The 25,967-nt window shown below is 70.5% G+C and carries 23 protein-coding genes; 17 read left to right on the top strand and 6 right to left on the bottom strand.

All coding sequences use genetic code 11. The annotated features are described in order from the left end of the window. The 4 genes from A3IG_RS0117805 to A3IG_RS0117790 form a co-directional block, all read left to right on the top strand. The coding region (locus tag A3IG_RS0117805; protein WP_018384943.1) for a carbohydrate ABC transporter permease at positions 1-707 on the top strand (707 nt) is incomplete at its 5' end. A 206-nt stretch (positions 708-913) separates the two neighbouring features. Beyond that, complete coding sequence (locus tag A3IG_RS0117800; protein ID WP_244885045.1) at positions 914-1,876, top strand: NAD-dependent epimerase/dehydratase family protein; 963 nt, start codon at positions 914-916, stop codon at positions 1,874-1,876. 7 nt (positions 1,877-1,883) lie between these two features. Next, positions 1,884-2,978 carry a dihydrodipicolinate synthase family protein gene (locus A3IG_RS0117795; protein ID WP_018384940.1) on the top strand — a complete coding sequence of 365 codons (1,095 nt, stop codon included), beginning with the start codon at positions 1,884-1,886 and terminating at the stop codon, positions 2,976-2,978. Positions 2,979-3,081: 103 nt separating this feature from the next. Then, on the top strand, positions 3,082-4,068 hold the full coding sequence (locus tag A3IG_RS0117790) for a hydroxyacid dehydrogenase (protein WP_018384939.1): 987 nt from the start codon (positions 3,082-3,084) through the stop codon (positions 4,066-4,068). A 106-nt stretch (positions 4,069-4,174) separates the two neighbouring features. On the opposite strand, the gene A3IG_RS0117785 is transcribed toward A3IG_RS0117790, so the two are convergent. Then, on the bottom strand, positions 4,175-4,552 hold the full coding sequence (locus A3IG_RS0117785; RefSeq protein ID WP_018384938.1) for a peptidase inhibitor family I36 protein: 378 nt from the start codon (positions 4,550-4,552) through the stop codon (positions 4,175-4,177). A gap of 1,280 nt (positions 4,553-5,832) precedes the next feature. On the opposite strand from A3IG_RS0117785, the gene A3IG_RS30205 reads away from it, so the two are divergent. From A3IG_RS30205 to A3IG_RS0117730, 10 genes are all read left to right on the top strand, one after another. After that, entirely contained in the window at positions 5,833-6,483 is a 651-nt protein-coding gene (locus A3IG_RS30205) for a DUF6875 domain-containing protein (RefSeq protein WP_018384936.1), read from the top strand. Next, positions 6,480-7,349 carry an alpha/beta hydrolase gene (locus A3IG_RS0117770; protein WP_018384935.1) on the top strand — a complete coding sequence of 290 codons (870 nt, stop codon included), beginning with the start codon at positions 6,480-6,482 and terminating at the stop codon, positions 7,347-7,349. Before A3IG_RS30205 ends, A3IG_RS0117770 begins: the two co-directional genes overlap by 4 nt. Position 7,350: 1 nt before the next feature. Further along, the gene (locus tag A3IG_RS0117765) at positions 7,351-8,238 is read left to right on the top strand and encodes a tryptophan 2,3-dioxygenase (protein WP_018384934.1); all 888 of its coding nucleotides are present in this window, start codon (positions 7,351-7,353) and stop codon (positions 8,236-8,238) included. 311 nt (positions 8,239-8,549) lie between these two features. Then, positions 8,550-9,596, top strand: coding sequence for an LLM class flavin-dependent oxidoreductase (locus A3IG_RS0117760; RefSeq protein ID WP_236719205.1), 1,047 nt, complete (start codon positions 8,550-8,552; stop codon positions 9,594-9,596). 37 nt (positions 9,597-9,633) lie between these two features. Further along, entirely contained in the window at positions 9,634-10,344 is a 711-nt protein-coding gene (locus A3IG_RS0117755) for a methyltransferase domain-containing protein (RefSeq protein WP_026220375.1), read from the top strand. Between the two features lie 109 nt (positions 10,345-10,453). Further along, a complete protein-coding gene (locus tag A3IG_RS0117750) occupies positions 10,454-11,350 on the top strand; it encodes a 1,4-dihydroxy-2-naphthoate polyprenyltransferase (protein WP_018384931.1) in 897 nt (298 codons plus the stop codon). A 20-nt stretch (positions 11,351-11,370) separates the two neighbouring features. Continuing rightward, positions 11,371-12,852, top strand: a complete 1,482-nt coding sequence (locus tag A3IG_RS0117745; RefSeq protein WP_018384930.1) for a flavin-containing monooxygenase — start codon at positions 11,371-11,373, stop codon at positions 12,850-12,852. Positions 12,853-12,896: 44 nt separating this feature from the next. Then, positions 12,897-13,322 (top strand): DUF2834 domain-containing protein, encoded by a 426-nt coding sequence (locus A3IG_RS0117740; RefSeq protein ID WP_018384929.1) that lies wholly within the window; start codon positions 12,897-12,899, stop codon positions 13,320-13,322. Beyond that, complete coding sequence (gene shc / locus A3IG_RS0117735) at positions 13,319-15,208, top strand: squalene--hopene cyclase (RefSeq protein ID WP_018384928.1); 1,890 nt, start codon at positions 13,319-13,321, stop codon at positions 15,206-15,208. Before A3IG_RS0117740 ends, shc begins: the two co-directional genes overlap by 4 nt. Continuing rightward, positions 15,205-16,674, top strand: a complete 1,470-nt coding sequence (locus A3IG_RS0117730; RefSeq protein ID WP_018384927.1) for an FAD-dependent oxidoreductase — start codon at positions 15,205-15,207, stop codon at positions 16,672-16,674. Before shc ends, A3IG_RS0117730 begins: the two co-directional genes overlap by 4 nt. A gap of 154 nt (positions 16,675-16,828) precedes the next feature. On the opposite strand, the gene A3IG_RS0117725 is transcribed toward A3IG_RS0117730, so the two are convergent. Together A3IG_RS0117725 and A3IG_RS30200 are read right to left on the bottom strand one after the other, a co-directional pair. Continuing rightward, a complete protein-coding gene (locus A3IG_RS0117725; protein WP_026220374.1) occupies positions 16,829-17,377 on the bottom strand; it encodes a DUF1062 domain-containing protein in 549 nt (182 codons plus the stop codon). Positions 17,378-17,721: 344 nt separating this feature from the next. Then, complete coding sequence (locus A3IG_RS30200; RefSeq protein ID WP_018384925.1) at positions 17,722-18,273, bottom strand: hypothetical protein; 552 nt, start codon at positions 18,271-18,273, stop codon at positions 17,722-17,724. A gap of 304 nt (positions 18,274-18,577) precedes the next feature. Between A3IG_RS30200 and A3IG_RS30195 the strand changes: the two genes are divergently transcribed. Continuing rightward, positions 18,578-18,958, top strand: a complete 381-nt coding sequence (locus A3IG_RS30195; protein WP_018384924.1) for a hypothetical protein — start codon at positions 18,578-18,580, stop codon at positions 18,956-18,958. A gap of 139 nt (positions 18,959-19,097) precedes the next feature. On the opposite strand, the gene A3IG_RS0117710 is transcribed toward A3IG_RS30195, so the two are convergent. The 3 genes from A3IG_RS0117710 to A3IG_RS0117700 all read right to left on the bottom strand — a co-directional run bounded on the left by A3IG_RS0117710 (position 19,098) and on the right by A3IG_RS0117700 (position 23,115). Beyond that, positions 19,098-20,297: a S8 family peptidase gene (locus tag A3IG_RS0117710; RefSeq protein ID WP_018384923.1), complete on the bottom strand. Its 1,200-nt coding sequence runs from the start codon at positions 20,295-20,297 to the stop codon at positions 19,098-19,100. Between the two features lie 457 nt (positions 20,298-20,754). Beyond that, positions 20,755-21,954, bottom strand: coding sequence for a S8 family peptidase (locus A3IG_RS0117705; RefSeq protein ID WP_018384922.1), 1,200 nt, complete (start codon positions 21,952-21,954; stop codon positions 20,755-20,757). 132 nt (positions 21,955-22,086) lie between these two features. Next, on the bottom strand, positions 22,087-23,115 hold the full coding sequence (locus tag A3IG_RS0117700) for a helix-turn-helix domain-containing protein (protein WP_018384921.1): 1,029 nt from the start codon (positions 23,113-23,115) through the stop codon (positions 22,087-22,089). A gap of 318 nt (positions 23,116-23,433) precedes the next feature. Between A3IG_RS0117700 and A3IG_RS30190 the strand changes: the two genes are divergently transcribed. Continuing rightward, complete coding sequence (locus A3IG_RS30190; protein WP_018384920.1) at positions 23,434-24,720, top strand: serine hydrolase domain-containing protein; 1,287 nt, start codon at positions 23,434-23,436, stop codon at positions 24,718-24,720. Then, a complete protein-coding gene (locus A3IG_RS0117690) occupies positions 24,717-25,880 on the top strand; it encodes a serine hydrolase domain-containing protein (protein WP_018384919.1) in 1,164 nt (387 codons plus the stop codon). Before A3IG_RS30190 ends, A3IG_RS0117690 begins: the two co-directional genes overlap by 4 nt. Positions 25,881-25,967 lie beyond the last annotated feature (87 nt).

Here is a 25,967-nt window from a genome sequence, read left to right as displayed (position 1 = left end):
CCGCGGTGGAGTTCCCCAGCAGCCTCGTCCCCTGGCCCATCACCGACGACGCCTACCGCACCGTCATGGACGCCCAGGACGTCCCCCGCTGGCTGTTCAACACCCTCGCCTACTCACTCATCTCCGTCATCGGCGTCCTCCTCCTCGCCTCCCTCGCCGGCTACGCCTTCGCCAAGAAACGNTTCCCCGGCCGAGAAGCCATGTTCTGGTCCTTCCTGTCCATGGTCATGGTCCCCTACCACGTCACGATGATCCCCACCTTCGCGATGATCGCGAAACTCGGCGGCGTCGACACCTACTGGGGCCTGATCGTCCCCACCCTCGCCAACGCCCAAGCCGTCTTCCTCATGCGCCAGTTCATCCANCACCTCCCCGACGAACTCTTNGAAGCCGCCCGACTCGACGGATGCAACGAACTCCANATCTTCGTCCGCATCGTCCTGCCCCTCCTCAAACCCATCCTCGCCACCCTCGGCGTCTTCGTCTTCCTGTGGCACTGGAACGACTTCCTGTGGCCACTGGTCATCGGCCAATCCACCGACATGCGCACCCTCACCGTCGGCATCGCCTCCCTCCAACAACAAAACGTCCCACTCAACGTCGTACTCTCCGGCTCCGTCATCGCATTCGTGCCCATCTTCGCCGCCTACCTCGTCGGCCAGCGGTACGTCACCGAAGGCGTCACCGCGTCCGGGATCAANGGATGAACCACCCCACCATGACCACCACCCCTCCCGTGAACGACTCGAACTCCGCCGTGACCAGCGCGCCCAACGGCTCTTCCACACGCCCTGCCTCCGTTGACCGCGCCGGCCGCCGCGAACCCGGGGTTCTCCCGCTGCCCGCGGGGTTCGTGGACGAGCCAGCACTCGAGGACTTCCTGGCGACGCCGTCAGCGGGGCTGGTGGCGGACATGGCAGAGCTCGAGGGCGACCTGGTGGTGTTGGGCGCCGGCGGCAAGATGGGGCCGAGCCTGTGCCGGTTGGCCCGCCGGGCGCTGGACGCCGCGGGCCGCACCGACGCCGCGGTGCACGCCGTCTCCCGCTGGTCGGACCCGGCCGCGGCCCGGTCACTCGACGACGACGGGGTCCACACCGTCGCGTTCGACCTGATGGACCCGGACNCGGNCCTGGGCGCCCTGCCCGACGCGGCCAACGTGGTGTTCATGGTCGGCGCCAAGTTCGGCTCCGCGGCGGCGCCTTCGCACGCCTGGGCGGTGAACGCCGCGATGCCGGACCGGGTGGCGCGGCGGTGGCCGGAAGCCAGGATCGCGGCGCTGTCCACCGGGAACGTGTACCCGCTGGTCCCGCTCGGATCGGGAGGGTGCGACGAGGAGCACCCGGTGGGGCCGGTGGGGGAGTACGCGATGTCCTGCCTGGGGCGCGAACGGGTCCTGGCGCACGCCGCGCTCACCCGGGGCACCCGCGTCAGCCTGGTTCGCCTGAACTACGCCATCGACCTGCGCTACGGCGTGCTCGCGGACGTCGCCTCCAGGGTGCTGGCGGCGGAACCGGTGGACGTGACCACCGGGAGCGTGAACGTGGTGTGGCAGGGCTACGCCAACCAGGTCACCCTGCGGACGTTGCTCCACGCAAGCGCCGGATCGCCGTTCACGGTGAACCTCACCGGCCCCGAGACGGTGTCGGTCCGGCGGCTCGCCCAGTGGTTCGCCGAGGAGTTCGGCACCCCGGCGGTGTGCGACGGGACCGAGGCGGGCACCGCGCTGCTCTCCGACGCCAGCCGCGCCCACGCCCTGTTCGGCTACCCGGACGTGCCGCTGCGCACCCTCGTCGCCTGGCAGGCCGACTGGCTGCGCCGGGGCCTGCCGTTGTCCGGCAAGCCCACCAAGTTCCAGGTCCGCGACGGAAGGTTCTGACGCACCCATGCCCGCCCCCACGTCACCCCGACCCACCAGCACCACCCCGGTGGCCTCCGCTTCCTCCTCAGGCTCCGCTTCCCTGGACCTGTTGGCGCGGGGCACGGTGATCCCCGCGCACCCGTTGGCCCTGGACGCCGGCCGCAAACTCGACGAGCGTCGGCAGCGCGCCCTGACCCGCTACTACCTCGCCGCCGGCGCCGGGGGCCTGGCGGTGGCGGTACACACCACCCAGTTCGCCATCCGGGAGCCGTCCACCGGCCTGCTGTCCCCGGTCCTGGAACTCGCCGCGGAGACCGCCCGCGCCGAGGCGGGCCGGCCGGTCGCCCTGGTCGCCGGGGTCTGCGGACCCACCGCACAGGCCGTGGCGGAGGCCGAACTCGCCGCCTCCCTCGGCTACGACGCGATCCTGCTCAGCCCGCAGGTCCCCGGCGCCGACGAGGAGGCACTGCTGGAACGTGCCCGCGCGGTCGGCGAGGTGATCCCGGTCATCGGCTTCTACCTGCAACACGCCGTGGGCGGCAGCCACCTCTCGTCGTCCTTCTGGTCCGCGCTCGCCGACCTGCCCACCACCGTGGCGGTGAAGGTCGCCCCCTTCGACCGCTACCGCACCGCCGACGTCGTCCGCGCGGTGGGCGCTGCCGACCGGGCCGACGAGGTCGCCGTGTACACCGGCAACGACGACGACATCATCGGCGACCTCCTCACCCGCTACCCCACGCGCACCGGCCCCCGCTGGATCGCCGGCGGCCTGCTCGGGCAGTGGGCCGTGGGGACCCACGCCGCCGTCGCCCTCTTCGACGACGTCCGCCGCGCCCGGGCCGGTGACCACTCGGCGCTGCTGCGCTGTCTGACCCGCAGGACTCAGCTCACCGACGCCAACGGCGCCGTCTTCGACGTCCGCGGCGCGTTCCGCGGCTGCATCGCCGGTGTCCACGAGGTGCTGCGCCGCCAGGGCCTGCTGGAGGGGATCTGGTGCCTGGACCCGGACGAAACCCTCTCGCCCGGGCAGGCCGAGGAACTGACCCGGGTCACCACCGCCTACCCCTGGCTCACCGACGACCAGTTCATCAGCGAGCACCTCGATGACTGGCTCCGGTGAGCTCCGTGCGCCGGGCCCCACCGGCGCACCGGGCACCCCCTCCCGCCGCGCCCCCGCCCCGCCGTCGCCTTCTCCCACGGGTTCGGCGCGGAGGGCGCCCCGGGTGGTGGTCTGCGTGCCACCGGGGCTGCGCCGTCAACTCTTCACCGACCAGGTCTGGGCGGGTCTCGCCGGCGCGGCGGACCTCACCGTCCTCGACGCGCACACCGACAGGACCGCGCTGGCCGCGGCGCTGCCCGGTGCCCGGGTCCTGATCACGTCCTGGGGTGCCCCGAGGATCGACGCGGACCTGCTCGCCGCCGCTGACCAGCTCACCCTCATCGCGCACACCGGCTCCGCCGTCGCCCCCTACGTCACCGAGGACGTCTTCCGCCGGGGCGTCACGGTCACCCAGGCCGGAGACGCCATGGCCCGGAGCGTGGCCGAGGTGGCCCTCGCCTTCACCCTCACCCTCCTGCACCGCATCCACCGTTTCGACCACGCCCTGCACGCCGGCGCCGACTGGGACGCCGCGACCGACGCCCCACCCCGCCACGAGATCAGCGGCGCCACCATCGGCGTCATCGGCGCTTCTCGCACCGGCCGCGCCTACATCGACCTCGTCCGGGCGCTCGGCGCGGACGTCACCGTCACCGACCCCTACCTCACTCCGGAACGAGCCAGCCGCCTCGGTGCCCGTCTGCTCCCCCTGGACGACCTCTTGCGCCGCAGTCGCATCGTGGCCGTCCACGCCCCGGCCACGCCCGACACCCACCACCTCCTCGACGCCCGCCGCCTCGCTCTCCTCCCCGACGGGGCAGGACTCGTCAACACGGCCCGCTCCTGGCTCGTCGACGAACGCGCCCTCCTCGCTGAGCTGGGCACCGGCCGCATCGACGCCGCCATCGACGTCTTCGACCAGGAACCCCTCCCAACGGACCACCCCCTGCGCACCCTCCGCAACGTCCTGCTCACCCCGCACCAGGCCGCCGCCACCACCGAGTGCCGGCAACGTCTCGGGGAAACCGCCACCGCCGACGTCCTGCGGCACCTCGGGGGCGAGCAACCACTCCACGCCGTCGGACCCGAAACGCTCGCCAGGCTCTTCTGACCGACGGCGTGGGGCCGCGGGGTGTCGCGGCCACGTCAGCGGATCGCTGCGGCTCCGCCTGGCTCCAGGCGGGGCCGCAGCGGTCAGGCGGGCAGCGCTGTTCCCGTCACTGGGGTTTGAAGGACCTGATCTGGTAGGAGCCCTGGAGGTTGCCGCCCGTTCCGGCGCGGGTCGAACCGACCCGGTCGTGGTAGTTGGTGGATTTGTAGTACTGCTTGCGGTGCCCTGTTCCGTTCCAGACGGAGCGGACGTTCTGTCCCCGCTGGATGAAGGAGCAGTCGTCGGCGGTGTTCGCCTTCTTGTCCTGTGACCACTGGCAGCGGGCTCCACCGCCGTTCCAGTCGCTGTAGATGCAGAAGTGTCCAGCGGTGCAGTTGAAGGCCTGGGCGTCGCTGGGTGCGGCACCGGCTGTCGTTGGTGCGACGAGGCCACCCAGGATCGCGACGGTTCCGGCTGCTGCTACGAAATACCTCTTTCCGCGCATGAATTGCTTTCCCCTCTGCTTTGGTGCACTACGGGATGCATATGAACTCTAGGCGTGTATCAGGGCTATTCGCCACTCAGTCAGCGTAAGTAATGAAAAACGAAAAAAGGGGGGCGCTGATCCCTGGTCGTCTCCCGCGGTGTCCCAGTGCCCGGTCCGTTATGCGACAAGGGCTGCGCGCGCGTCCCCGTAACGCCGACGGCCGTGTGTCGGCCCGTCAAGAGGGCCAGTATTGGTCAAAGGTCCCTTATCGGTACGACAGTGGCGCGTGGGTCGTGGGCCTCAACCGGTGCTTGAGTGAACCGTGGCAGGCTAGCGGGCGAGGAAGGCGCGCGGCAGGTTCGGCATTGGCGCCCGTGGTGCATAGTGAGGCGTGTCGATTGCCCGTGACGTATACGATTATTTCCCATTCCTTAGTGTGAGTCTCTTTGTTCTGTCGCAACGAGGGTGAGGCATTGTGGCCGATGAAGAACGTCAGGCCCGGGATTCTTCGAGTGCGCCGTCAGGCCAGCTAGCGCCCCACTCTCTTCTGGACAGCCTTCACGCAATGGAGCCGGTGGCCAGGGCCGCGCCCTTCTCTCCGCCGGCTGACCCGAACTCTTCCATGGCCCCGCCCGACCACGTGCGAATTCGCAGGCCGATGCTCAGGGCCGGTACCGCCGCGCACGGTTTGAGGAACCGCACCGCGTGGAATTCGCGAGCGGACTCCTCGGGCAGACGGCATGTCGTGGGGACTCCTCGCACCTGGTGTCCGAACGAGGTGTGCGCGTCCGTGAGCTGAGGCGGGCACGCGCGACCGTCCCGCGCAACCGTCCGTGGGGCGCCGTGCGCCAGCACCAGCGGTGGCGCCGAGAGGGCGACACCCGATCGCACAGCATCGAAACGTTGGGCCCGTCCCGGAGCAGCCCGGCTGCCTCCCGGTACGGCCCACGGGGGAACGTGCCCGGCTGCGCTTGTCGAGCATGACTCAACGGCCACCAACGACCGGCCGAGCGTCACATGAGACAGGCTCCACGTCGCGGCTGGAGGAAGTACCGATGAAGGACATCCAGCTCCTGGTCAAGACCGACCCTCCTCCTGGAAGTGACCTCACCCAGGTCAACGAACGGCTCGTCGCCGACCTTGCGCGGGTCAGGGGGAGGCCATGCCCGCCGGTGGGAGCGCCGGGTGAGTTCGCGGTCCCCGCGCTCCGCGCGCCGGGCGGTGGCCCGCACCCCGCAGCACCGGCGATGTCACCCGCGCAAGCCATTCACCGGCCGTGACACGGGGGGAACGACCAGATGAACAGCACTGCCCACGCCGGTTCCGGAGCTCCTCCGGAGGCAGGTGACCAGACGGAGGCGACGGTCCGCGACTGGCTGGAGGACTACATATGTCGGCCCCATGACCTCATAGGCCGGAACGGCGCCGTCTGCCCGTTCGTGTCGCCGTCACTGCGGGCGGGGACCCTGGAGATCCGGATACGGACGGTCGGCCCCACCCCGAACGCCACGGTGGTCGCCGACGCGCTGCTCGGCGCGCTCGAGGAGTTCGACCTGATCGGGTGGACCGGGTCCAACCCGGCGCTCCGCAGCCTGCTCGTGGTGCTGCCCGACCTGGAGCCCGACCAGTACCACCTGCTCGACGACGCCCATGGCGAGGTGAAACCGGAGGCGGTGCGCCGGGGCCTGATGATCGGGCAGTTCCACCCCGCCTGCCAGGAGCCGGCCGCGAGGAACCCCGGGTTCCCCGTGAACCGGTCCCCCGTACCGCTGGTGGCGATCCGACCGATGGCCCTGCACGACATCCTGTTCCTCAAGGACAGGAGGGAGTGGTTCGAGGAGTACCGGCGCCGTTTCGGCAGCCACTTCAAGCCGGGGAGGGACGCCGCTGAACCCCTGTTCGCCGAACTCTTCCGGAAGGCGGACGCGGAGCACGGGGTCGGCGCATGAGCGGCGGCGTCGGCTACATGGGGTTCAGCCGCCCGGACCTCGACCGGGAGTACTCCCCGAGCTCCCTCGTCCCGAGCCTGTCGTTCTACCTGCACGAGTACGCCGAGCTCAGTGCCGCGGCGCGCGACGAGGTCAAGGCGCTCCCGGACCTGCGGTACGGTTCGCCGCCCGAGGCGAGACTCGACCTGTTCCCGGTGGACGGCGGCAACTCAGCGCTCCAGGTCTTCGTGCACGGCGGCTACTGGCAGGAGCTGACGAAGGACGAGTCGGCCTTCGCCGCCCCGGACTTCGTGGCCGCAGGCGTGGCGTTCGCGGCGCTCGACTACGGGTTGGCCCCCTCCTACTCCCTGGACGAGATCGTCGCAATGGTGCGCGACGCCGTGGCGTGGCTCCACACCAACGCGGCCGACTTCGGGATCGATCCGGGACGCATCCACCTCAGTGGGAGCTCCGCCGGCGCCCACCTCGTGGCGATGGCGCTGATCGGGGACGACGCGCGGCGGATCGCCGGCGCCACGCTGCTGAGCGGTGTGTACGACCTGGAGCCGCTGCGGCACACCTATGTGAACGACGCCCTCGGGCTGGACGCCGACGCCGCGCTGCGCAACAGCCCGATCTACCACCTGCCGGAACGGCTCCCGCCGGTCGTCATCGCCCGCGGCGAGGTCGAGACGGGGGAGTTCGTCCGGCAGCACGAGACCATGACGGCACTGCTCAGGCAGCGCACCGCGGTCACGGAGATCACGTGCCCGCGACGGAACCACTTCGACATCCCCTACGACCTGGGGAACCCGCACTCCGCGCTCGGCAGGGCCGTGCTCGACCAGATCCGGACCGCTGACGCCGTGACCACCGGGAAGGAATAGCGTGCGCACCAACGACCCGCAGCGCGGAGGCGGCGACAGCCCCTGCCCGATCGGCGAACCGCGGCCCGCACCGGTGCCCGGGACCAGTGACCCGGACCTCGAGCCCCGCAACAGCGCCTACACGGCGTACGCCAGCGTGGACACCGTGCTGTCCCTCCAGCACCCGCGGACCAACGCGCCCACGGAACACGGCTTCCTCATCCTGACCCAGGTCAAGGAACTGCTGTTCAAGCTGTTGCACACCGAGCTCAACACGGCCCGCGACTACCTCATGGCGGACCGGCTCGACGACGTGTTGTGGACCCTGCGGCGCGCCAACCGGGTCCAGCAGATGCTGCTGTCCTGCTGGGAGTGGTTCAGCGCGCTCGCACCGGGGGAGTTCGCCTCGTTCCGGGACGTCCTCGGACCCGCGTCCGGTTTCCAGTCCTTCAGTTACCGCCGCCTGGAGTTCCTGCTCGGGAACAAGAACCCACAACTGGCGAAGCTCCACCAGAGGACGCCGCAGTACGCGGAGGTCCTCGCGGCGCTCAACGAGCCGAGTCTCTACGACGAGGTGCTCCGCTACATGGCACGGCGCGGCCACGCCGTTCCGCCGACGCTCCTGGAGCGTGACTTCTCGGTGCCGTACGAGCCGGACGCCAAGGTGGCGGAGGCCTGGCGCCTGGTGTACGAGCAGCCCGGTGAGGACCACGGCATGTTCCTGCTTGGTGAGGCGCTGGTGGACACGGCCAGTCTGTTCGCGCGCTGGCGGTACACCCACCTGCTGACGGTGCAACGGGTACTGGGGGACAAGCGGGGCACCGGTGGAACCGACGGCGCGCCCTGGCTCAGCAGGATCGCGGAGCACCGGTTCTTCCCCGAGCTGTGGTCGATGCGTTCGACCATGTGAGCCGCACGACCACGGGGGCGTGAACGTGACGACACCTCCGGCTCGGGGCCCGGGCGCTGCCGCCGCTGCGTGCCCGCCGTGCCACCGGTGTCCGGGAGGGCGCCGCACACGCTCCCCGACAACGGCTGCTCCACCACGCGCGGAACGCCCGGCGGCACGCCGGGCGCACCACGAGGAGTGGCTGACCGACGCCGGGTTCCCCGAGTGGATCGGGGCCCGGGACAACACAGGGACGTCACACGTCCCGATTGGGGGCAACGAAATGAACTCCTACCTTCCTCACGTGGGGGGCTGACATGGTCAACGTGGGCATGGCCTTCTTCCCAGACGTCGACGAGAGGGACGGGCCCGCCGCGGACTACTTCGCGCAGTGCCTGGACTTCGTCGAGCTCGGTGACCACCTCGGTTTCCACCACGTCCGGATCGTCGAGCACTACTTCCGCAGGTACGGCGGGTACTCACCCAACCCGATCGTCTTCCTCGCCGCCGCCGCCCAGCGCAGCCGCCAGTTGAGGCTGGTCACCGGGGCCGTCCTGCCCGCCTTCAACCACCCGCTGAAGCTCGCCGGTGAGATCGGGATGCTCGATGCCATCTCGGGTGGGCGCGCCGAGATCGGGTTCGCCCGGGCCTTCCTCCCGCACGAGTTCCAGCGCTTCGGCGTGGACATGAACGAGAGCCGGGCGCGTTTCGTCGAGGGCACACAGGTCGTCCGGGACCTGCTGGCCGAGGAGGAGGTGACCCACGAGGGGAGGTTCCACAGCTTCCCGGCGACCACGTCCCTCCCCCGTCCCACCCAACGTCCACACCCGCCGTTCTGGATCGCCGCGCTGTCCACGGAGGAGAGCTTCCGGCGGGCCGGCCAGCTCGGTTACGGGATCATGGCCCAGCCGGTGGTCCCGGAGTCGCTCCGCAACAACCTCGAGGTCTACCGCAGGGCGTGGAAGGAGGCGGGGCACCCCGGCAGCGGTCGGGTGATGCTCGCCTTCCACATGCTCTGCATGCCCGACGGGGAGGAGGCGCGGTCCCTGGGCCGCGAACCGATCAACCGTTACCTGCGGCTCCTCGCCGAGGGCGCCAGCGAGTGGACCACCGGCGCCCGGAGTGCCGACTACGTCGGCTACGAGAAGATGATCGAGAAGCTGCGCCAGGACAACTTCGACCGCCTCTACGAGCGTGGCTCCGCCCTCGTCGGCTCACCCGACGAGATCACCAACATGCTGCTCGAGTACCACGCGGCGTGCGGCGGGTTCGAAGTGGCCAGTGTCCAGTTCTACTTCTCGAACATCGCGCCCGAACTCGCGCGGAGCTCCCTGGAACTGTTCGCGGCGCAGGTCATGCCGAGGCTCAAGAACCTCTAGCGCGCACGGTGAAACCACGCCCTGGTGAATGGTGGTCATGTCAACGATCCGAAGCGACTTCATCTCAGACTACGACGGTCTTGCCGGCCAGTGGTGGGACCCCAGGGGACCGCTCGCCCCGCTGGGCTGGATCGCGCGTGCCCGCGCCGGTTTCGTCCCGCCCCCCAGGAGCGAGGACGCCGTCCTGCTCGACGTCGCCTGCGGGGGCGGTCTCTTCGGGCCGCACCTGGACGGCAGGGGATACCGGGTGTTCGGCGTGGACCTGTCGGTGATGGCGCTGCGCGAGGCCCGTCAGCACGGCTTCGACGCGGTGGCCAAGGCCGACATCTCCAGGTTGCCGTTCGCCAGCGGGTCCGTCGACGTGGCCACGGCGGGGCAGTGCCTGGAGCACGTGCCGGACCCCTTCGGCGTCGTCGAGGAACTGTGCCGGGTCCTGCGCCCCGGCGGCACGTTGATCCTCGACACCATCGCCGACACCCGGCGGGCCCGGTTGCTCGCCATCACGCTGGCCGAGAACGTCCCCCTGCCGGGCCGCCCGCCCCGCGGCACCCACGACCACCGCCTCTTCGTCAACCGGGAGCGGCTGGTCAACGTCGCGGGGGCGAACGGCGTGGAGCTCAGGCTGCTCGGCCTGCGACCGCGGTTCCGCGACGGAGTCCGCTACCTGACCCGACGGTGCGAGGAGGTCCAGATGATCCCCACCAAGTCCACGGACGTGCTCTACCTCGCCGTGGGAACCAAGTCATGACCGCCTCGCGGGGACGGGCCCGACGACGGCCGTCCGGCGGTGCGGGAACCGGGCCGTCCCACCCGTGGGACGGCCCGTGTGCCACGGGGCCGGCCGGGTGGGGGGACCGATGGTGAGCACCGCCGCACCGTCCCGGCTCCCGGACAACGTGCGCAACTGGCTGGTCGGCGCCCGGCTCAAGACGCTGCCGGTGACCCTCGCGCCGGTCGCGGTGGGAACCGGCGTCGCCCAGGCGCTGGGCCACGTGAGCTGGTGGCGCGCCACCCTGACCCTGGTGTTCGCGTTGGGCTTCGTCCTGGGCACCAACTTCTTCAACGACTACAGCGACGGCATCCGGGGGACCGACGCCAAGCGGGTGGGACCCGCCCGGTTGGTCGGCTCCGGGCAGGCGTCACCGCAGCAGGTGCTGCGCAGCGGCATCCACCTCTACGTCCTCGGGTGCCTCGCCGGCGTGGTCATGGCCGTGACCGTGTCGTGGTGGCTGCTCGCGCTGACGGTGACCTGCGGGCTCGGGGGGTGGTTCTACACCGGAGGCGCCAAGCCCTACGGTTACAAGACGCTGGGCGAGGTGAGCATCTTCCTGTTCCACGGGGTCATCGCGGTGTGCGCCACGGCCTTCATCCAGCTCGAGCGGGTACCGCTGCTCGCGCTCGCGGCGTCGGTCCCCATGGGGGCGCTCGCCACCGCGCTGCTGGTGACGAACAACCTCCGGGACATACCCACCGACGCCGAGGCGGGGAAGATCACGCTGGCCGTCGTGCTGGGCGAACGGCGGACCCGCCTGCTGTACCTGCTGTGCATCGTCGGCGCCTTCGCCTCAGGGCTCGCCCTGGCCGCGTCCCGGCCCTGGGCGCTGCTCCTGCTTGCCGCCGTCCCGTTCGCCGTCTTCCCGGTACACCGGGTGCTGAGCGGGGCACGGGGTCGTGACCTGATAGCGGCCCTCGAGCACACCTGCGTCCTGCTGCTCGCCTTCGGGACCCTGCAGACGATCGGTCTCGCCCTGTGACCGCTCAGGAGGGGACACCGGTGGCACCCGAACACGAGGTGCTGGTCATCGGCGCCGGGTTCTCCGGGATCGGCACGGCGATCGGGTTGCGCCGCGCCGGCATCGAGAACTTCCTCGTCGTGGACGAACTGGACGACATCGGCGGCACCTGGCACGCCAACAGGTACCCCGGCATCGCCGTGGACATCACCGCCTTCTCGTACTCCTACGCCTTCGAGCCGTACCCGTCGTGGTCGCGTGCCTTCCCGCCCGGCTCGGAACTGAAGGCCTACGCGGACCACTGCGCGGACAAGTACGGCATCCGGGACCGTTTCCGGCTGAGCTCCAGGGTGGTGCGCGCCGAGTACGACGAGGCGGCCCACCTGTGGCGGGTCTTCCTCCAGGACGGCACCGTGCTGACGGCCCGGTTCGTCGTCTGCGCCACCGGCTGGCTCACCCAGCCGAAACAGCCGGACATCGAGGGGCTCGACCGGTTCAAGGGAACCGTGGTCCACACCGCGCGGTGGGACCAGTCGCTGGAGCTCGCCGGTCAACGGGTGGGAGTGGTCGGCACGGGAGCGTCGGCCGTGCAGGTGGTTCCGGAGATCGCTCCGTCGGTGGAGCGGCTGCACGTCTTCCAGCGCACCCCGATCTGGCTGTTCCCCAAACCGGACTTCGTGGTGCCCGCCGCCGTCCGCCGCCTGTTCCGGACCGTTCCGCTGACCCAGCGGGCGATCCGGACGTTCACGGACGGCGTGACGGAGATCAGCTTCGTGATCGCCATGATCCACAACCGTCAGTTCCCCTTCCTGGTGAAGCTCGGCGAAGCGGTGTCCCGGCTCTACCTGCGCAGCCAGGTCAGGGGCGACCGGGAGCTGATCCGCAAGCTCACCCCCGGGTACGCGTTGGGTTGCAAGCGCCCCTCGTTCTCCAAGGGGTACTGGCGGACCTTCACCCGCGACGACGTCGAGCTCGTCACCGAGCCGATCGACCAGGTGACGGAGACCGGCATCCGCACGGCCGACGGCACCGAGCGGGACCTCGACGTGCTGGTGCTGGCCACCGGTTTCCACGTCCTGGAGAACCTGCCGCCGTTCCCGATGCACGGGATCGGCGGCCGTGACATCAAGGAGTTCTGGAGGACCGAGCGGTTCCAGGCCTACGAGGGGAGTTCGGTCAAGGGCTACCCGAACCTGTGGTTCATCGTCGGGCCGTACTCCTTCACCGGCGGGTCCTGGTTCGGGGGCATCGACTACCAGGTCACGCACGCGCTCCGGGTGATCAAGGAGGCTCGGCGGCGGCGTGCCACCCAGGCGGCCGTCCGACCGGAGAAGCACGACAGGTCGTTCCGGAAGATGCTGCGCCGCCAGCGGAACACGATCTTCGCCAACGAGAGGTGCCGGGGGTCGAACAGTTACTACTTCGACGGCCGCGGGGACGCACCGGCGGTCCGCCCGGCCACGACCTACGAGGCCGCCTGGCGGGCCAGGCACTTCGACCTCGACGACTACCGCTATGACTGACCCGGGTCCGACCGACCGGCCCAACGACCGCTCTGGAGTCCGATGTGGTGCGATTCAGTGAGATGCGCGGCAACGACCGTGCCATGTGCGTGTGCTACGGGCTGCTCGCCGTCGCCGGCTTCGTCTTCATGTCGTCGCTGGCCATCGCCTACGTGCTGGAGAACAGCGACCGTGGGCTCGGCATCGTCACGGGCTTCGTCGAGGAGGCGCTGTCGAACCTGGCGGGCAAGTTCATCTACGCGGACCTCACGCTCGTCTGGGCCATGCTGGCGGTGTTCATGGTCGTCGAGGGGCGACGACTCGGCATCCGGCACGTGTGGGCGTACATCGTCGGCGCCCCACTGCTGGCGCTGGCGGTGAGCTTTCCGCTGTTCATGCTCGTCCGTCAGTTCAAGATCGCGGCCACGGCGACGAGCACCGAACCGGCACACATGAGGACCTGCGGAATGGCGAGAGGAACGCAGCGATGACCAAGGACGCCACCGGGCCCGCCCCCGGCGTCGATCAGGCCCTGGCCCTGGCGCTCGGCGCGCTCCGGCGGTGCCAGGACCCGGCGGGCTACTGGAAGGGCGAGTTCGTCACCAGCGTGCTCGGTGAGGCCGCCGAAGTCATGTTCCTGCACCACCTGGGGACACCGGACGACGAGGTGTCGGCCGCGGCGGCGGAGACGATCCTCAGCGAGCAGACGGCCACCGGCGGGTGGGCGGCCTACCACAAGGGCCCCGACGCCCTGTTGCTGTCCGTCTTCTGCTACGTGGCGCTGCGACTCGCCGGCCACGAGCCCGAGGAGCCGGCGATGCGCGCGGCAGCCGCGTCGATCCGGCGCAACGGCGGCATCGAGGCCGTCGACAACCCGACGATGCTCGCGTGGCTGTCCCTGATCGGGCTGTGGCCGTGGCGCGACATCCCGATCATCCCACCGGAGATCGTGCTGCTGCCGAACTGGTTCCCCGTCAACATCTTCCACGTGGGCGCGGCGGCCCGCGGCGTCCTCGTCGGCAACAGCCTGTTCATGGCCGAACGCCCCGTCACCCCCGCCGGATTCGGGATCGGGGAGCTGTACGCCCGGAGCGGAGGGGACCGGCAGCGGCTGCCGAGATCGGCCGGCGCCCGGATCGTGACCGGGCTCAGCCACTGGTACGCCGACCACCCGATCCGCTTCCTGCGCCGCCGTGCGGTCAAGAAGGCGGCGAAGTGGCTGTTCAGCACCCAGGAGCGGGACGGGAGCTGGGGCGGCAACTGGCCGCAGACAGCCAACGTCCTGTTGGGTCTGAAGGCGGTCGGCTGCCCACAGGACCACTCAGTCTTCAGGAGGGGGTTGGCGTCACTCGACGACTACGTCGTCACCAAGGACGGACAACACCGGGTGGAGATGTGGACGTCGGTGGTGATGGACACCGCCCTCGCGGTGTCCGCGGCCGGCATGTCCGGCGACCCCGACACCAGGGCCGCCGCGGAGAAGGCGGTGCGCTGGCTGCTCGACAACCAGGTCACCGAGCTGGGCGACTGGGCGGTGCTCACCAAGGACCCGGTGATCGGCGGGTGGCCGTACGAGTTCACCAACAACGCCAACCCGGACGCGGACGACACCTCCTGGGCGGTGGCGGCGCTGCGTCGGCTCCACCCCCGCGGCGCCGACGCCGAGGTGGACGACGCCTGCGAGCGGGCCTGCCAGTGGATGATCTCCCAGCAGTGCGACGACGGCGGCTGGGCGGCCTTCGAGCCCCTGCGCTGGAAGCTGCCCGGACGCGACGCGCTGGCCCGCATCGGCTTCCTGGAGGCCCCCTCGGCCGACGTCACCGGGCACGTGCTGGAAGCCCTGGGCGCCAACGGCCAGGCGGACACCCCCGCCGCCCGGCGGGGAGTCGAATGGCTGCGCCGCAACCAGCACCAGGACGGGTCGTGGCCCGGTTGGTGGGCCTGCTACCACCTCCACGGCACCAGCGCGGCGGTCACCGGGCTCACCGCGTGCGGGGTGCCGGGCACCGACCCCGCGGTGACCCGGGCGTGCGACTGGATCGTCGCGCACCAGCAGGCCGACGGCGGGTGGGGCGAGGACATCCGCGCCCTGCACGACCCGGAGTGGCACGGCAGGGGAGAGAGCACCCCGTCGCAGACGGGCTGGGCGCTGATCGCCCTGATCGCCGCCGGGCGCGCCGACAGCGAGCCGGTCCGCACCGGCCTCGACTTCCTCGTCCGCACCCAGCGGGCCGACGGCGACTGGGACGAACCGTGGCACACCTGGGTGGTGCACCACGACAGCTTCTACTGGCGGGACAGCATGCTGCGCCTCATCTACCCCATCATGGCCCTGTCCGGCTACACGGCCGCCGTCAGTGGATCGGAGCAGCGATGACCGGGGTCACGGTGGTGGGAGGCGGCCTCGCCGGGATGGCCGCGGCGTGGGAGATCCGCAAGTCCGGCGTTCCGGTCCGGCTCCTCGAAGCCTCTGCCGAGCTCGGTGGGATGTCCGGGTCGAAGGTGATCGAGGGCCGGGTCGAGGACCACGGGGTGCACATCTTCCCCGCCTGGTACCGCAACACGCTCCACCTGGTGGAGGAGCTCGGTATCACCGGGAACCTGCGCGAGTGCGACAACTTCTACCAGTTGATGCCCGGTGAGTTCCCGACCTTCCGCACCTTCCAGACGATCTCCTCGATGGGTGACCTGATCAGGGACATCCGCTCGGGGGTCACCCCGGCCGCCGACCGGATGCTCTTCTACTACGGGATCATCGACCTGCTCGCCCAGCGGTACCACGGGCGTGACGAGTCCCTCGCCAGCTTCCTGCGCAGCCGCTGGTACCTGACCGAAGCGGTGATCGCCGACCTGGAGCACCTGTTCGTCGCGTCCAGCGCCGCGGAGGGCGACCTGGCGTCGGCGGCGAGCTTCCGCGGCAGCGTCGCGGCGTTCTCGCAGCACCCCGGCAAGGTGCGGATGCCCAGGGGCAGCCTCCAGGAGTCGTTCATCGGCCCGTTCCGCAAGCGGCTGGAGGACAGCGGGGTCGAGGTCCGCACCGGGGTGGAGCTGCTCGAGGTCTCCGTGGACGGTGACCGCCTGGACTCCCTCACGGTGCGCGCCGGCGACACCGTGACCGAGCCCGTCACCGGGCACGTCGTCCTGGCCGTCCCCCACGGGTGCCTGTCCCGGCTCGGCCGTCCCGTCACCAGCGCCCTACGACCGCCGTTCGGGGTGGACGAGCTGCGCTCCCGCCCGCTGGGGGCGCTCCACCTGTACCTGCGCCGGCGCCTGCCGGGACTGCCGAACGAGCACGTCCGCCTGGTCGGGTCGCCGCACGCGATCACCCTCCTCGACGTCGGCCAGGTGTGGGACGGGCACACCACCAGCGTCCTCAACTGCGTGGTCGGCCGTGTCTCGCGACTGGCGGAGCTGTCCGAGTCCGAGGCGGTCAAGGTCCTCGTCGACGAGCTGATGAGCTACATGCCGGTGCTCACCTGGGACGACATCGAGCACGTCTGCTACCAACCGCACTTCGCGGTGCCGTTCTACGCCCCGGGTCCTGGCAGTGACCGCTTCCGGCCGAACAGCTCCACGGCACTGACGAACCTGCACGTCGCCGGTGACTTCTGCGCCGGTCCGCCCGGGATGGCGGGCATGGAGGGTGCGGTGCGGTCGGGGTTGGAGGCTGCCGAGTCGGTGCGCCGGGTGCTGCGGCCGGACGCCCCGCGGGTGCCGATCCGCGACACCGACCCGGTCAACCCGTCGGCCGCCCGCGTCGGCAAGGTGGCGCTCGCTCCGGTCGCCGCGGCCCTCAGGCTCCTCGCCGGTCGCCGACGCGCGCCGAGGAAGGGGAGCCGCTGACGGGCCCCACGGACCCCGGTGGCCTCCCGCCCGGCACGGGACCCCGGCGGACCACGGGCGGGCCCCGCCGGGGACCGGCTGGGTGCGCGGGCCGGCCCGGGGTGCGGGGCCCGTCCGGCGGATCTCGCCGGACAGGCCCCGGCCCCGAGAGGGCTCAGCGCTTGAGCGTGAAGGTGAAGTCGGCGGCGAGCTTGCCGTCCAGCCGGACAGCCGACACGAGTTTCCCCTCGGTGAGCAGCCTCTCGACCTCGGACCGTGACAGACCGCAACCTTCGGCGATCAGTCGCACCGGCCGGACAGGAATCCGCGCCGCGAAGCGGACCGAGACGTCGATCACCTCGCGGTCCAGGTGGTCCGATCCGCCGGTGTCGAGGCGCCAGGCGTTGTCCCAGTCGAGAGCAACACGATTACGGCGCCGCACGACCGGGTCCTGGAGCAGCTCGGCTGTCAGGCCAGGGTCGTTGCCGTGCAGCCGGTCCAGCAGCTCGGGTCGTACGGAGCGCACGTTCACCCGCTCCAGGACCGTGAGCTTCGCGGTTTCCCCGCACGCGGTACAGAGCACGAGGAGCCAGGCGTCGATGAGCTTGTGGTTGGCGTTGACGCGGAACTTGCCGCTCGTCCGGAAGCGCGCGGACGCGCAGGCGTGGCAAGGGCGGAGAACGAGGGGCAGGCAGGTGGGCGTGACCACCCAGCTATTGAGCACAGGAGTACACCGGTTCCAGGTGAGAAGTCCGCAGCAAGAAGGAGCGCGGCGCACAGGCGCGACGCGCGACGAATCAGCGCTCGGGAGGTCTCACACGGTGTACAACGGCATGTCCCTGACTGGACGACGTGGTGTGGGAGCACGGTAACGGCGCACCGCGGGGCTGTGCCACTGGTATTCGAGCGCCTCACCGACAGGTGCTGTCCGGCGGATCACGGACGGGGCCGGAGCCGGATCGCGGCCACGGTGGCGGTGCCGTGGGGCCGTGACGTCGTGGTGCCGGTGCGGCGTTCCGACTGTTCGCAACAGCCTTGCGCTGCGCCCGGCGAAGGCCGTTGGGAAGGCTACGGCAGGGTGATCGTGTAGTACGTGTCGGTGGTGCGCTCGCTTGTGAGACCCTTCGCGATCATCCTGATCTGGCCTTCTTCCAGCGGGGTGCCGTAGAACGCGTTCTTGCTGGGGATGGTCACCTCGGCGCTGAACGCGCCCGACTCGTCGGCCCTCACGTCTCGGATGGCGTCTCCGTCGCTCCCGTTCCCAGGGAGCGCGAACGAGATGCGTACGCCCTCGCCGGGACGGAAACCTCCGCCCGCAACGGTTGCTGTGCTTCCCCTCTCGCCACTGTCGGGCTCGATGAAGAAAGCAAGCTCGGCTCGTTTCGTGGGCGAGGCGGCTTCGGAGGGCTTCTCATCCGCCGACTCGGTTGGCTCCGCCGTGGGCGTGCTCATGCTGCTCCCGCCAGCTCCAGGGGGTGGTCCAGCGTCGCCGTCGCCCCCGCCGCTCGCGGCGAAGCTGGCCACTGCCGCAATGACCGCCGTCGCAACGACACCCGCAGCCGTGATCCATGCGACTTTGATCGCGGTGCTGTGCGCCTCCCGGTCGCTTGCCCCCGTCACGCCCTCTCCTCCCACCTCCGCTGGAGAGATGATATTGCCTCAGCTCGTCGGCTCGCTCAAGCGACCCTGCCCGTGGGGTCTCCGGGCGACGCTGATGAGGGCGAGGACCCGGCCCAAACCGGTCGTACGGTCCGCCGGCGCGCGGTGCTAAGGGATTGGCGTCCGGGGGTAACGACGACCCCGCCCGGGAACGGCAGACTCTTGGGCGAGCACGTCGAACCGCCCCCACAGACCAGGTAGGGGAAGCAACGCCATGGGGCTGGGCCGTGGAGGGGAAGGCACGAAGGCCCAGGGGAGGAAGAACATGAACAAGCAGGCACTGCTGCGAACCGGTATCACCCTGTGCGCGGTAGGCATCGCGTCGGTGATGGCGGTGGGGCCGGCCTCGGCCACCGGCAAGGCCTCGGTGTACACCGGGCAGCGGGAGGCCGGCCGGGTGAACTACTGGACCAACACCGACGACTTCCGCGTCTCGGACACCAAGTGTGACGGCAAGAGCGTCTACGCCCAGTACCAGCGGGCCGGAGCCAGTCGGGTCACCCTGAAGAACAACCGGGGCTGTGGCACCTACAAGGACTTCTACCGCAGCTTCACCCGCGGGCAGTCCATCAAGTACCGGGTGTGCGTCGACATCCCCGCGGCCAGGGACATCTGCGGCAACTGGCGGTGGGACACCACCGGCTGATCCGGCCGCCCGGGCCGTGGCCACCCGCCCGGTCCCGGGGCGGCGGCCCAACCCCTGTTCCCGGTGCTGGCGGAGCGGCCAGCACCGGGAACGTCCACGTCCGGGACGACGCCCGTCAGCGGTGGCTACGCGCGCTCCGTCACGGGATGACCCTCAGGAGCCGGTTCGGGGAGCCGGCCCCGGGGTCCTTGACGACGCCCTTGGAGGAGCCGTCGATGAGCGCCTGCTGGACCTGCGCGGGGGTGACACCCTGGTGGGTGCCCAGGTAGATCGCCGCGGCGCCGGCGACGTGGGGGGCCGCCATGGAGGTGCCGGAGATGGTGTTGCTGGCGGTGTCACTGGTGTTCCAGCCGGCGGTGATGCTCACGCCGGGGGCGAACAGGTCCACGACGCTGCCGTAGTTGGAGAAGTACGCCCGGGTGTCGGTCTTGTCGGTGGCGCCGACGGTGATGGCCTCCGTCACGTGGGCGGGCGAGGTGTTCTTGGCGTCAGTGTTGCTGTTCCCCGCGGCGATGGCGTAGGTGACGCCGGACGCGATGGAGTTGCGCACGGCGTCGTCGATGGCGGTGATGGTGCTGGGGGCGCCGAGGGACATGTTGGCGACGGACGGACCGGTGTGGTTCCGGGTGACCCAGTCGATGCCCGCGGCGACCTGCGCGGTGGTGCCGGAGCCCGAGTTGTTCAGGACCCGGACGGCGACGATCTTGGCCTTCTTGGCGACGCCGTACTGGGTTCCCGCGATGGTGGTGGCGACGTGGGTGCCGTGGCCGTTGCCGTCCTGGGCGACGTTGTCCCCGTCCACCGCGTCGTAGCCGTTCGAGGCACGGCCGGCGATGTCCTGGTGGGTGATGCGGACGCCGGTGTCGATGACGTAGGCGGTCACACCCGACCCGGCGGTGTCCGGGTAGTTGTAGGTCTGGTTCAGCGGAAGGGAGGGCTGGTCGANGCGNTCCAGGCCCCAGTTNNCCGGGTTGNNCTGGGTGCCCATCNNCGNNACNNTCTGGTCGGCGTAGACCTTGTCCACGGCCGGGTCGGCGGCGAGCTGCCGGGCCTCGTCGGCGGACATCGTGACCGCGTACCCGTTCAGGGCGTGGGTGTAGACCCGCTCGATGTCGGCGCCGTACTTGGTGACGACGCTCTTGCCCGCGAAGGTGCTCGACCGGTGCTCGGCCTTCTTCAGGGTGACGATGTAGCTGTCCGGGATGGCGTTGGACGCGTCCGCGCCGATGACCACGCCCTCCTTGGGGGCGGCGTTGGCCGGGAGGGTAAGGCCGGTGCCTACGGCGGCGAGGGCGATGGCCGTGGCCACACCGACGGTGATGTTCCTGCGCTTCGTCATGAGGGTGGGCTCCGTCTCGTGGAGGTGCTCTGAGGTGCAGGGACACGTGCACGAGCAGGGAAGCCCAGGGCGAGAAGGACTGACAAGGCAGGGACAACTCGGAAGTACGGGGCGAACAGCGGTGTTGGGCTGCATACCGGACAGCGGTCCGGGGGATGGGTGTGAGTCGGCTGCCACCTCCGTCCGCGCTCGGGGGACGTCGCTGTCGGGGCCCCTGGTGGCCCCGATGCGGAAGTCGAGGGTCCGCTGAGTACACCTCGAGGTTATGTCGCGTTCACGTCAATGACTGGTATGTGACACACCGACTACTTCTCGCCACGTCGCGCTCGGGCCGACAGCCGGGGGCCGGGAGGTGTCCCCGGCCCCGCCCCCGGAGCTGGCTCCTCGCCGGCACCGGGGGCCGGGACCGTCCGCTCCCGAGGAGCCGGGCGTCACCCCGTGGTCATTGCGCGTACCGTCACGGAACGATGTTCAGGAGCCGGTTCGGGGTCCTCCTGCCCGGGTCGGTCACGACGTTCTTGGACGTGCCGTCGATGAGCGCCTGCTGGACCTGCGCGGGCGTGGCGTCAGGGTGGGTGCCCAGGTAGATCGCCGCGGCGCCCGCGGTGTGCGGGGTCGCCATCGAGGTGCCGGAGATGGTGTTGGTGGCGGTGTCGCCCGTGTTCCAGCCGGCGGTGATGCTCACGCCGGGCGCGAACAGGTCAACGACGTTGCCGTAGTTGGAGAAGTAGGCCCTGGTGTCGGAGGAGTCGGTCGCGCCGACGGTGATGGCCTCCGTCACGTGGGCGGGCGAGGTGTTCTTGGCGTCGACGTTGCTGTTCCCCGCGGCGATGGCGTAGGTGACGCCCGACGCGATCGAGTTGCGCACGGCGTCGTCGATCGCGGTGATGGTGCTGGGCGCGCCGAGCGACATGTTGGCCACCGAGGGGCCGGAGTGGTTGGCGGTCACCCAGTCGACGCCGGCGACCACCTGCGCGGTGGTGCCGGAGCCCGAGTTGTTCAGGACGCGGACGGCGACGATGTTGGCCTTCTTGGCGACGCCGTACTGGCCGCCGGCGATGGTGGTGGCGACGTGGGTGCCGTGGCCGTTGCCGTCCTGGGCGACGTTGTCCCCGTCGATCGCGTCATAGCCGTTCGAGGCGCGCCCTTCGAGGTCCTGGTGGGTGATGCGGACGCCGGTGTCGATGACGTAGGCGGTCACACCCGACCCGGCGGTGTCCGGGTAGTTGTAGGTCTGGTTCAGCGGAAGGGAGGGCTGGTCGACGCGATCCAGGCCCCAGTTCGCCGGGTTGGTCTGGGTGCCCATCAGCGACACCTTCTGGTCGGCGTAGACCTTGTCCACGGCCGGGTCGGCGGCGAGCTGCCGGGCCTCGTCGGCGGACATCGTGACCGCGTACCCGTTCAGGGCGTGGGTGTAGACGCGCTGGATGTCGGCACCGTGGTCGGTGACGACGCTCTTGCCCGCGAAGGTGGCCGCTCTGTGTTCGGATTTCTTCAGGGTCACGATGTAGCTGCCCGGGATGGCGCTGGCGGAGTCCGCGCCGATGACCACGCCCTCCTTGGGGGCGGCGTTGGCCGGGAGGGTGAGGCCGGTGCCGACGGCGGCGAGGGCGATGGCCGTGGCCACACCAATGGTGATGTTCCTGCGCTTCGTCATCAGGGTGCTCCATGTGGTGGGAGGTGTGCTCTGAGATGCAGGGACACGTGCACGAGCAGGGAAGCGCAGCCTGTGAGGCCTGACAAGGCTGAGACATCTCAGGGAGTATGGGGCTGGCGGGAATATTGGGTTTCATACCGGACAGTCGGCCGGAGGTGCCGAGGTGAGCCAGCCCATGCTTGCCGCGTGCATGCCCAGTTGGAACCGCGTCGTCACCCCGAGCTGCTCCATCAGTGACTTCAGGCGTCGTTGGAAGGTGCGGTGGCTCACCCCCAGTTGCTTGGCGATCACCTGGTCGGTCAGCCCCGTGGTGAGCAGCGCGAGGAGCCTCGCGTCCTCCTGGTCGAGGCCGTGCGGCTCCACGCTCGCGTGGTCACCGTGGCCGAGAATCGGCTCCGCTCGGCTCCACAGCACCTCGAAGAAGCGCGCCAGGGCCTCCAGGAGCCCGGACGGGTGCACGATCACACTGCTCGCGATCTGGTACGACTCGCTGCGCAGGGGGATGATGCAGAGGCTGTCGTCGGCCATCAGCAGTTTCGTCGGGGTCCCCCGCATCACCCGTGCCTCCTCGCCGTACTTGGAACAGGCGAGGAAGTCCGTTTGCAGGTGGACGGTGCTCAGGCCCTCGGAGTCGTAGATCACCCGGTAGCTCACGCCGCGGCGCATGGTCTCCAACTGCACCGGCATCATCCCCGTCTCCGGGTCCAGCCGGTCAGGGCCGCTGTTCGCGTAGGGCGGGCGGTCAATGCCCCGCACCTGGTGGTGAGCGCTCCTTTGCAGCTCGTCGACCTGCTGCATCACGGCGTTCCTGCCGATGACCACCTCCACGAGGTCCAGAGGGTCGCTGGGGTCGTGGGCGACCCGGAACTTGGTGTTGAGCAACTGCACGTGACGCCGGGCGCGGCTCAACTCCTTCTCCCGGGCGCTCAGAAGAGCCGCGAACGCCGTGTCGGGGGCGACGGGGAAGTAGCGGGCGGGTGCGCCGCGACGGTCGGCGACCCGCTCGACCAGGTTGAGTCTCTCCAGTGAGAGGAGCGCCTTGCGGAGCCGTGGCTCGCTGAACTCGAGTGTCTGGATGAGCTCCGCAACGGTGGCGGCGCCTTCGACGAGGGCCTCGTAAACCTGCTGCTGATCGGCGTCGAGGTCGAGGATCTCCAGCATGGGGCCATGGTGCGATGGTGGCGCGTTCACGTCAATGTCTTGTATGTGACAGTGAACCGGAGTGTCCACCATGAGTCGCTCGCGCCTTGATTCTGGCATGAACGGTGCCGATGGGGCGCAATGCCAGGACTTTTTGGCCAGTCCGGAACGCCCCGATCCATCCCCGGGAGCGGTCGACCCCGGGGCCCCAGCCCGCCGTCCCCACACCACCGGTAGGAGGCACGGCCCTGAGCACGCGTCACCTGAGGATAGCCCCACCCCGACCCAGGGGGATGCCTCCATGGTGTCCGCCCGGGCCGGGCCGCGAGGCTGCTGGCCATGAACGAGAAGAGAAGCCGCGTCCCCGTCCGGCCAGCCCGCCACGTCCGCGGACGGCGCGGACCGCGAGCAGCCGCCGCGGCGCTCCTGGCCACCGCCGCGCTGGCCTCCTCCGCCGCCGCGGTCCAGGCCGAACCGCGCGACGCCCCGGGCGGCGCGGCCCGGCACGCGGACCCCGACGGGCTCGATCGTCGGCAGCTCCAACAGGCCGTGGAGCGAACCCTGCGCGACGCGGGGTTCGTCAGTGTGTCGGTGGAGGTCCGCGACGGGCGCCGACGGGTTCACGCCAGCGCGGGTCAGGCGGAGTTGGGCACCGGCAGAGCCGTGCCGCGGAACGCGACGTTGAGGACGGCGAGCTCGACCAAGGCGTTCGTGGCGACGGTGGTGCTCCAGCTCGTGGGTGAGGGTGAGCTGTCCCTGGACGACACGGTGGAGGAGTGGCTCCCCGGGGTCGTGGCCGGCAACGGCAACGACGGCAGCAGGATCACCGTTCGCCACCTGCTCCAGCACACCAGCGGCATCCACAACCACGACGCCACCGGCGAGGCCGAGACCTCGGCCGAGGCGTTCGAACGGCACCGGTTCGACCACGTCGATCCGGAGCAGATCGTCGCGGGCGCCGTCGCCCACCAGCCCGACTTCCCGCCCGCGGACCCCGACGACCCGGAGCCGCGGTGGAGCTACTCCAACCCCAACTACGTCCTCGCGGGCCTGATCATCCAGCGGGTCACCGGTAACACCTGGGAGGAGGAGGTCGAGTCCCGGATCATCGAGCCGCTGGGTCTGACCGGGACCTACGCCCCGGGGGACGAACCCACTCTCCCCGAGCCGCACGCCCACACGTACCAGCGGTTCCCCGGCTCCCTCTCCTGGACCGACACCACCACGCGAAACATGAGCTGGGCCGGTGCGGCCGGCGCGCTGGTCACCACCCAGCACGACCTGGACCGCTTCTTCACGGCCCTGGTCAGTGGTCGGCTGCTGGACCGCGAGCAACTGGCCGAGATGCGCAGGGTCGTGCCGGTCCCCGAGGACTTCCAGGTCGCGTTCCCCGGCCTGCGGTACGGCCTCGGCCTGATGGAGGAACCGCTCACCTGCGGCGGCGTCCGCTGGGGACACGGCGGAGACCTGGCCGGAGGCACGGTCCGGGTCGGCGTGACCGACGACGGCCGGCGCTCGGTGGTCCTCAGCGCCTCCGGCAAGACCGGCGAGGACGAGCAACTGCTGGCCGCCGAGGCGGCCATGCGCCGGCTGGTGGACACCGCCCTGTGCGAGGGGCTGCGGTGAGACGACTGCTCGCCGGGGCGGTGGCGCTGCTGAGTACCAGCGTGGTGGTCACGACCGCTCCCACCGCCCTCGCCTCCCCGTCGTCGTTGCAGCGCGACACGACGGCCGTCCACACCGCGGGAGCGGTCGGTGTCGCCGCGGTCCTGACCACCCCGGAGGGCAGCACCAGCGCCCACAGCGGAACAGCCGACCTGCGCACCGGCGCTCCGGTCTCCCCACAGGCGCACTTCCGGGCGGGGAGCACGACCAAGGCGTTCGTGGCGACGGTGGTGCTCCAGCTCGTGGGTGAGGGTGAGCTGTCCCTGGACGACACGGTGGAGGAGTGGCTCCCCGGGGTCGTGACCGGCAACGGCAACGACGGCAGCGGGGTCACCGTCCGCGACCTGCTCCAGCACACCAGCGGCATCCCCAGCTACACCCGGGTGCCCGAGGCCTTCCCCGCGGGATACTCCTCGACCGGCTACCACCGGAGCCGACTGCGTCACCACGACGCCGAGACGCTCGTCGCCGCGGCCATGACCCTGCCACCCGACTTCCGACCCGGCACCGCCTGGCGGTACTCCAACACCAACTACGTCCTGGCCGGGATGCTCATCGAGTCCGTCACCGGCCGCCCCTGGCGAACGGAGGTCAAGGACCGCGTCATCACGCCCCTGGGCCTCACCGGCACCTCGTTGCCGGGCGACGACCCCTTCCTGCCCGCTCCCTCCGTCCGCGGCTACCACACCTACGCGGGCGACGCCCGACCCACGGACACCACGGTCTTCAACGCCACCGCTGCCGGCGCCTCGGGCGAGCTCGTCACCACGCCGCGGGACGTCAACCGCTTCCTCACCGCCCTGGTCACCGGTGACCTGTTGGGTCCGGCCGAGTGGGAGGAAATGCGACGCACCCACCCCATCCCGGACGAACCCGGCCGCGGCTACGGGCTAGGCCTGGAGTCCACCACCCTGACCTGCGGCGGCACCTACTGGCACCACGGCGGCAACGCGCTGGGCTACGCGAGCGAGAACGCGGTCACCCCGGACGGGGCCCGCTCCGTGACCGTCTCGGTGAACAGCTACGACGATGCGGACCCCGACCGTCAGGACCGGGTGGACGCGGCCGTGCGCACCCTGATCGACCGTGCGCTCTGCGCGGGCGGGGCACAGCGGGACTGAGCGGCCAACGACCCACGGTCGATCCGCGGCGGCGACCGCGACGACCTGGCGGTCCGGCCCCCGGGGGTTTCCCCCGGGGGCCTCGTC

The sequence above is a fragment of the Wenjunlia vitaminophila DSM 41686 genome (genome assembly GCF_000380165.1).
GTDB lineage: Bacteria > Actinomycetota > Actinomycetes > Streptomycetales > Streptomycetaceae > Wenjunlia > Wenjunlia vitaminophila.
The sequence above is the reverse complement of the archived record's forward strand: the minus strand, read 5'-3'. Positions and strand labels throughout refer to the sequence as shown.